6 protein-coding genes are annotated in these 6,000 nt (G+C 52.2%); 3 read left to right on the forward strand and 3 right to left on the reverse strand.

Going from position 1 to position 6,000, the window contains the following annotated elements; translation table 11 throughout:
• Positions 1-702: 702 nt before the first annotated feature.
• Positions 703-2,307 (reverse strand): YcjF family protein, encoded by a 1,605-nt coding sequence (locus H6G52_RS16630; protein ID WP_190529766.1) that lies wholly within the window; start codon positions 2,305-2,307, stop codon positions 703-705.
• A gap of 155 nt (positions 2,308-2,462) precedes the next feature.
• On the opposite strand from H6G52_RS16630, the gene H6G52_RS16635 reads away from it, so the two are divergent.
• From H6G52_RS16635 to H6G52_RS16645, 3 genes are all read left to right on the forward strand, one after another.
• Complete coding sequence (locus H6G52_RS16635; RefSeq protein ID WP_190529768.1) at positions 2,463-3,197, forward strand: glycerophosphoryl diester phosphodiesterase membrane domain-containing protein; 735 nt, start codon at positions 2,463-2,465, stop codon at positions 3,195-3,197.
• A 368-nt stretch (positions 3,198-3,565) separates the two neighbouring features.
• The gene (locus H6G52_RS16640) at positions 3,566-3,949 is read left to right on the forward strand and encodes a hypothetical protein (protein ID WP_190529770.1); all 384 of its coding nucleotides are present in this window, start codon (positions 3,566-3,568) and stop codon (positions 3,947-3,949) included.
• Complete coding sequence (locus H6G52_RS16645; RefSeq protein WP_190529772.1) at positions 3,950-4,441, forward strand: hypothetical protein; 492 nt, start codon at positions 3,950-3,952, stop codon at positions 4,439-4,441. It begins immediately after the preceding gene.
• 69 nt (positions 4,442-4,510) lie between these two features.
• On the opposite strand, the gene pgsA is transcribed toward H6G52_RS16645, so the two are convergent.
• Positions 4,511-5,041, reverse strand: coding sequence for a CDP-diacylglycerol--glycerol-3-phosphate 3-phosphatidyltransferase (pgsA, locus tag H6G52_RS16650; protein ID WP_190529774.1), 531 nt, complete (start codon positions 5,039-5,041; stop codon positions 4,511-4,513).
• Between the two features lie 191 nt (positions 5,042-5,232).
• Positions 5,233-5,814 (reverse strand): hypothetical protein, encoded by a 582-nt coding sequence (locus H6G52_RS16655; protein WP_190529776.1) that lies wholly within the window; start codon positions 5,812-5,814, stop codon positions 5,233-5,235.
• Between the last annotated feature and the right edge of the window lie 186 nt (positions 5,815-6,000).

The raw sequence follows: 6,000 nt of genomic DNA on the forward strand, positions 1-6,000 counted from the left end.
CTTTCGATATCTCAAAGTCTCAAACATTTCGTCTCAAACATTTCTGATGACTTAGGAGGCTCCCTAATTCCTCTCTGATTGCTGTTTGTGTTTGATTTTGATTTGACTTGCATTTGACGACGATTGATGATGTTGGATTTTGGTTGGGCTTGGTTGGAAGAGAACTGGATTAAGTCGTTTTCAGTCTCAAAGATTCAGTCGGTCTGAATCTGAATTCGCCTAAGACCAAGCCCCCATTCCACCATCCAATTCTCAAGTATCGGCCATGAGCATGGTGATCTGAGGCTCAAAACAAGACCGGAAACGGCCATGTCGGCAACCGCTGGAGCACTGTCCTAGCAATCGCCAGCCCAAGCTTGGCCTCGATTTGGTCAAAGGGTTTGGGTCGCCTGCGTCGGTTGCAAGCCTACCCATGGCAACGTTTGTTGCTGATGTTTCTGATGTTTCTGATGTTTCTGAGGTTTCTGAGGTTTTTGAACGTTTCTTGCCAGAGGCTTTTCTGCCGAAGGCTTGCTGTTGAATTCCGAACTGTTTCCATTGTCGAATTGAGTATTAGCTAATTGAGTATTAGCTGATTGAACGCTGATCGAACATTGCTTGAATAATGGATCAAAGAGCCACCCTCATTGGGTGGTTTCTTTTTGGGATGATTTGCTGGGAGATGATTTGCTGGGAATTAGCCACAGCTTGCTGGAGGAAAAATTAGGGGTTAGGAGAGGTGCGATCGGGCGGCTTTGGTTGTGGCGCAGTTTCTTGGGCGATCGGTTGCACCACTTTCGTGATCGCCTGTTGCACAAACCGTTTTACAAACTGATCGCGTTGTTCTAGCTGAAACTGTTTTTTGACCACTTCGCTAATGCCACCATCGCCCCAATCTTGATCGTGACGAAAATATTCAATGAAACTGCGGCCGGCAATGCGGGTTAAATAGGCCGCTGTCACCGCTTGGATGGCTCGGCTGATGATGGCGGTGGCGATGTTCACTTGGAGCGCGGTAGTCAAAATTCCCATGGCTCCCTTGACAATACCCAAGCCGGTCATGGTTTTGGCGAGGGACAGGGCCAACTCCTGTGCCCGATCGCCACTTAAGTTGCAGCCATAGACCTTGCCCAATTCCAAAATCATCTGGGCATTGACCGCCGCCGTGGCCAGCAAATCCACCACCGGAATAGGCGTGACGGCGACGGCCCCCGCCCCCAGCCACTGATAGCGATCGACCACGGCTTCGGCCTGTCGTCGTCGCTGGGCATCAATGAGTTGGCGGGCCCGATCGCTCAAGCGCTGGGCTTGCAGCAACATATTGTCCGCAATCAGTTCTTCCCCTTCGGCCCGCAACACCGCCACGATCCGCCGAATCAGGGGCATAATTTCCGGGTCGGGGGTCAGGGTTTCCCCGTTGGGCAACCGCACCGCCGCCGGCCGCGCCGCGATCGGGACAATATCCGCAGTGGGGAGCTGTTCTGCCAACCGTTCCCGCAATTTGGCCAAAATCGCGGTGCGATCGGCCTCGGGGTAGCGATCGGTTTTGTTGAACACCAGCAGCGATCGCTTCCCGATCGCCAACAACTGTTGCAATGGCTCCAATTCCGACTGCTGCAAGTCGCCTTCCACCACAAAAATCAGCAAGTCCGCTTCAGCCGCCAGCCGCCGTGCCTGGCGATCGCGCTGGGTTCCCGCCACCCCCGCTTCCAAAATGCCCGGCGTATCCGTAATCAACAAGGCGCGATCGATTTCCGGCAGCGCCAGCCGATAGGTTTCGCCCTCTTCCGTTGTGCCCATGGTGGGGCCAATGGTTCCGGCCACCCGTCCCAGCAGGGCATTCACCAAGGAGGTTTTGCCCGCTGACCCTGTGCCAAACACCACCAACAGCAACTCGCCCCGGGCCAAGCTGCTTTCAATTTCGCGCGATCGATCCAACAGGGCCTGCCGCGCCACCCGATCGCGAATTAAGTCCACCTGGGCCCGCACAGCCTCCAGCGCCGCGCCGGCCGCTTCGGTTTTCACTTCGGAAACGGTGGGGCTGGGTTCCGGCGGAGTGGGGGGCGTTTGTCCAGTGATCGATCGCTGGGTCACCTGCCAGAGCGATCGCCAATCTTGGGGCCAATCCAGGGGCCGCACATACCGAAAAAACGCCACCAGCAAGGCCCCCAACAGGGCCAAGGTCAACACCACCACCACCGGCCCCAAAAACGGAGCTGTCCAACTCACCTGCCAGTAGAGCTGTTGCAGGGCGCTGACGAGCCAGAGCACCAGCGCCAAGATGACGCAAAGCCCAGTCAGGACAACAATAAAGCGAGTTAGGGTCATAAATACTGAATCATGAATACTTGACGATATCGATGGATGCTGAATAAAGTGTGAAAAACTTAAGTTTGAATCCAAGCTTTAAGAAAGAACACCTTATTCAAGTATCACATTCTGCGTCAGGCTAATAAGTCGCAAAGTTAGGCGGAATCAATTCAATGAATAAAATTACAGAGGCTGTGAATCTATTCAAGTCTAACATCAAACTATTTAGTGCTATTGTTCTCACGGTCTGGCTACCAGGCTCGCTCATTTGCAGCTATTTTGACTTCTATGTTTTTCCAGAATGGGCTAATGGTGATGAGATGAGTTTTCTAAAATACTCAATGCGTCTCTCAAGCACCATTGAGTTTATTGTTAAGCCCATCTACATTGGCGGATTATTCTATGGAGCATCTCAATTCCAAAAAGGATTGGCCGTCAGCTACCAACAAGCGATGACCTATGCCTTTCGTAGGAGCTTTAAGATGCTTGCGACGAGTATAACGACAAATTTAATTATTTTGGGAGGAACAGTTTTATTTATTATTCCCGGTGTGATTTTAGCATTGCGCTTTGCACTAGTAGATCCAGTTGTTGTTTTGGAAGGAACCACTGGCTCTCAGGCTAGACAGCGCAGCACCCAGTTAACTCAAGGAAGGCGATGGAGAATTGCTGGAACTACGGTATTGAGCGTTTTAGTTACAATTCTGCTTATGGGTATTGCTTCTGTGGCAATTTACATTCCTTCTGGATTCATGGGACTGGAAGAAAGTTTTATCATCCATGTAATTGCTACGGTGCTGACTAATATTATTGCTATTCTTCCTTATCTAGTGATTTTCTGTTTTTATTGGGAGAGTGCAGAACCCATCAATAAGGTCAGCAAAATTAAAATTTCTCGCTATCTCTAGTTTTCTAGCCTGAATTCCTATTCAATCCTGGCGGCGATCGACCATGGTATTCAGCAGGCGATCGCCCAAACAGTCGAGCCGCTGCAAAGCCAGATTACCGGTTTACAAACCGAGATGCAGCGGGTGATTAAGATGATTGAGGGGATGCAAAACAGCTAGCTGTCTCCCTTCGCTTGCAACGATCGCCCAAGCCAGACTTCCGTTGCATCATTCTGGCCGCGTTCGAGCCAGAGCAATGCGGATTAAACTGATGCGCCATCCAGCAAAGCCCACCCGATCGGTCGAGTGGGCTTTGTTTTTTGTGACTTCGATCGCCATCAGTGCTCACACTGGGCTGTAGAGTCTCGGCAGCATCAACGGTGACGGCAATGGAAGACTTAGTGCTGACAGAACTCAAGGAAGCTCGCCGTAAGGGCTGGCGGCGAGTCAAGGAATTGGTTGGCGAGATGGCCGCTGAGTGGCTATCCCTAGACGAAGAAAACCCATCACCAGAAACCGAAGAGCGCCTAGAAAATTTGAAACAGCAAGCCTTTGAGCTGCTAGACACGCTCATCCCTGACTGCGGGTGGATTCGCTATGGGGTCTACGATCCCGAAAATGACGGGGATGGATTTGTGATGGTCAGGATTTGCCACAATGACGTGGATTTTTCTCAAACTGAGTGCATCACCACACCGATCGTGCGTCCCGCCACCGAGTCACCAGCGCCTGAGTCATCCGCGATCGACCTGCTGAAGGCCCTGGGGGAATAGATGCGGGGAATCGTTGCGTTTTTTGCTTGGGCCGTGTTGGGCTTGGCAGTGGGCTGGGCGGGAGCCGTGACCAAAGCCGCCCTACTCGCAAACGATCCAGGATGGGCTAAAACGTTCTACGTCGTGACCTGCACCATTTGGATTGGTGGCTTATTCCTTGGGTCGATCCTGATTGCCCGTGGCTTCCAAGCCTGCGGTGTCCGGTTCACGCGCACCCTCACCACCTGGTGCGGTGTCTTGACTGTTTTGCTGTGTGGACTGACTGACCTGGCGAGTGACTACCTTCAGTGGCGGCCCCAGCAATCGCAACCGTTCGGAATTTCCGAATGGTTCGCCGACTACAGCCGCCGGGAAGTCAGTGTTTACACCCGTCGCCGAGGCGCTTCGCTGATGCTTCAACCCGTCGTTTTTGCCATGCAAGCGGGGTTTACAGCGATGATTGTGGTGTCCGGTTGCTCCGATCTGGGCTACGACCCCGAGGACGATCGCTAGGATATGGCCGCGCATGTCAACGTCAATTCTAATGTTTTTCTGTGTGAGAAAAATCAAGAAAGACGTGATCTAAGCACCGGATTCAACGCTCTGTTTACCAACCGGAATGAGATAAATTGCGCCGGAGATTATGGTTAGGGCCACAGAGACCCAAAAGAGACCGATCGCCCAAAGGGAGTAAGCATCCATCACTGGGGCCAACAACAGGGCGATCGCGGCGATTTGGCTGACGGTTTTCAGTTTGCCCCAGAGGTTTGCCCCCGAAATGCTGGTTTGGTTCACGCGCCAACCGGCGATCGTCAGCTCCCGCGCCAAAATCACAAAAACGCCCCAAGCCGGAATCCGCCCCAGCTCCACCAACAGAAGCAAGGGAGCCAAAACCAGCAACTTATCGACCAACGGATCCAAAAATTTGCCCAAGTCTGTCACTTGGTTCAGCTTGCGGGCCAAGTATCCATCCAGCCAGTCTGTGCCCGCCGCCAACAGAAACACACCCAATGCCCACCAGCGATCGGCTGTGGTGGGTTCGCCGCTGAGCCACCACAACAATAGGGGCACTGCTGCCAACCGCGACACGGTGATCCAAGTGGGCAAATTCACGGCTGTTTCTCCAACGCTTGAACAATACTTGTAGCGCGATCGGGCTGGGAAGGCTAGCGATCGCGCCCAAAGTCAGCCCGAAATCAGTTCAGAATTGATGATTCATGGAGTGGTGATTTTGAGTGATGGTTTTGAGGTAATCCTGAGCCGCTTTTGAGATCTCCAGGAGGGCGATCGGGGTTGATTGCAGTCTATTCAAACGTTAAGGGCTGCAAGTCGATTGACTTTCGATAAATGAGGTTCGAGGCATATTCCAGATAGCGTGTGGCGGCGGTTTCTAGGCGATCAATGCTGGTTTTCATTTGGGCAATGTCGCTCGGTGTGGGTTGACAGGTCTTGCTCCGCACACAGTTGGTGACTCGGAGGGTGGATCGTTCCGCGATCGCGAAAAAGCCCGCTAAACTTTTGGGATTTTGCAAGTTAGGATCTTGAGTTTCGTTGCCGGTGCGTAACAGCTCTTTCATACCCGGAGCCAAGAGTAAGTTGGCTTTGCTTTGGTGCAATGGTAAGTCCATGTACCACTTGTTACGGCCCTCTTTAAAGGCAGTCCAAACCTTCTCTAATTCCTCGGGGTTGGCCGGCGTGGCTCCTGACAGTAATAGCTCCAGTTCGCGCAAGTTCCAAAGATGAAGGCTAACGGAAGTTGAAAGCCTTTCCATGAATTTTTGGGCTTCGTCCAGTTGGCGCTTTTCGTATTCAAACTGGGATTGTCTTCGCCAATTTTGATCTTGATACCACTGGGTGAGCAATCCACCGACTAGGGTGGTCAGCACAAAACCAATGATGAGGCGCGATAGATCAGAGTTTAATGATTGCCAAACTTTTTCGCGATCCATAATGAAGGATTAGACCTCTTGCACGAATAGAATAGTGGTGTGGAAAGTCGCTGTCACCACCATCGAGAGATGCTCTACGAAAGCCTCGCCTCGCTACCCCCATCACAGTTCCGCCGTGCCTGT

This window comes from Limnothrix sp. FACHB-881 (assembly GCF_014698135.1).
GTDB lineage: Bacteria > Cyanobacteriota > Cyanobacteriia > CACIAM-69d > CACIAM-69d > CACIAM-69d.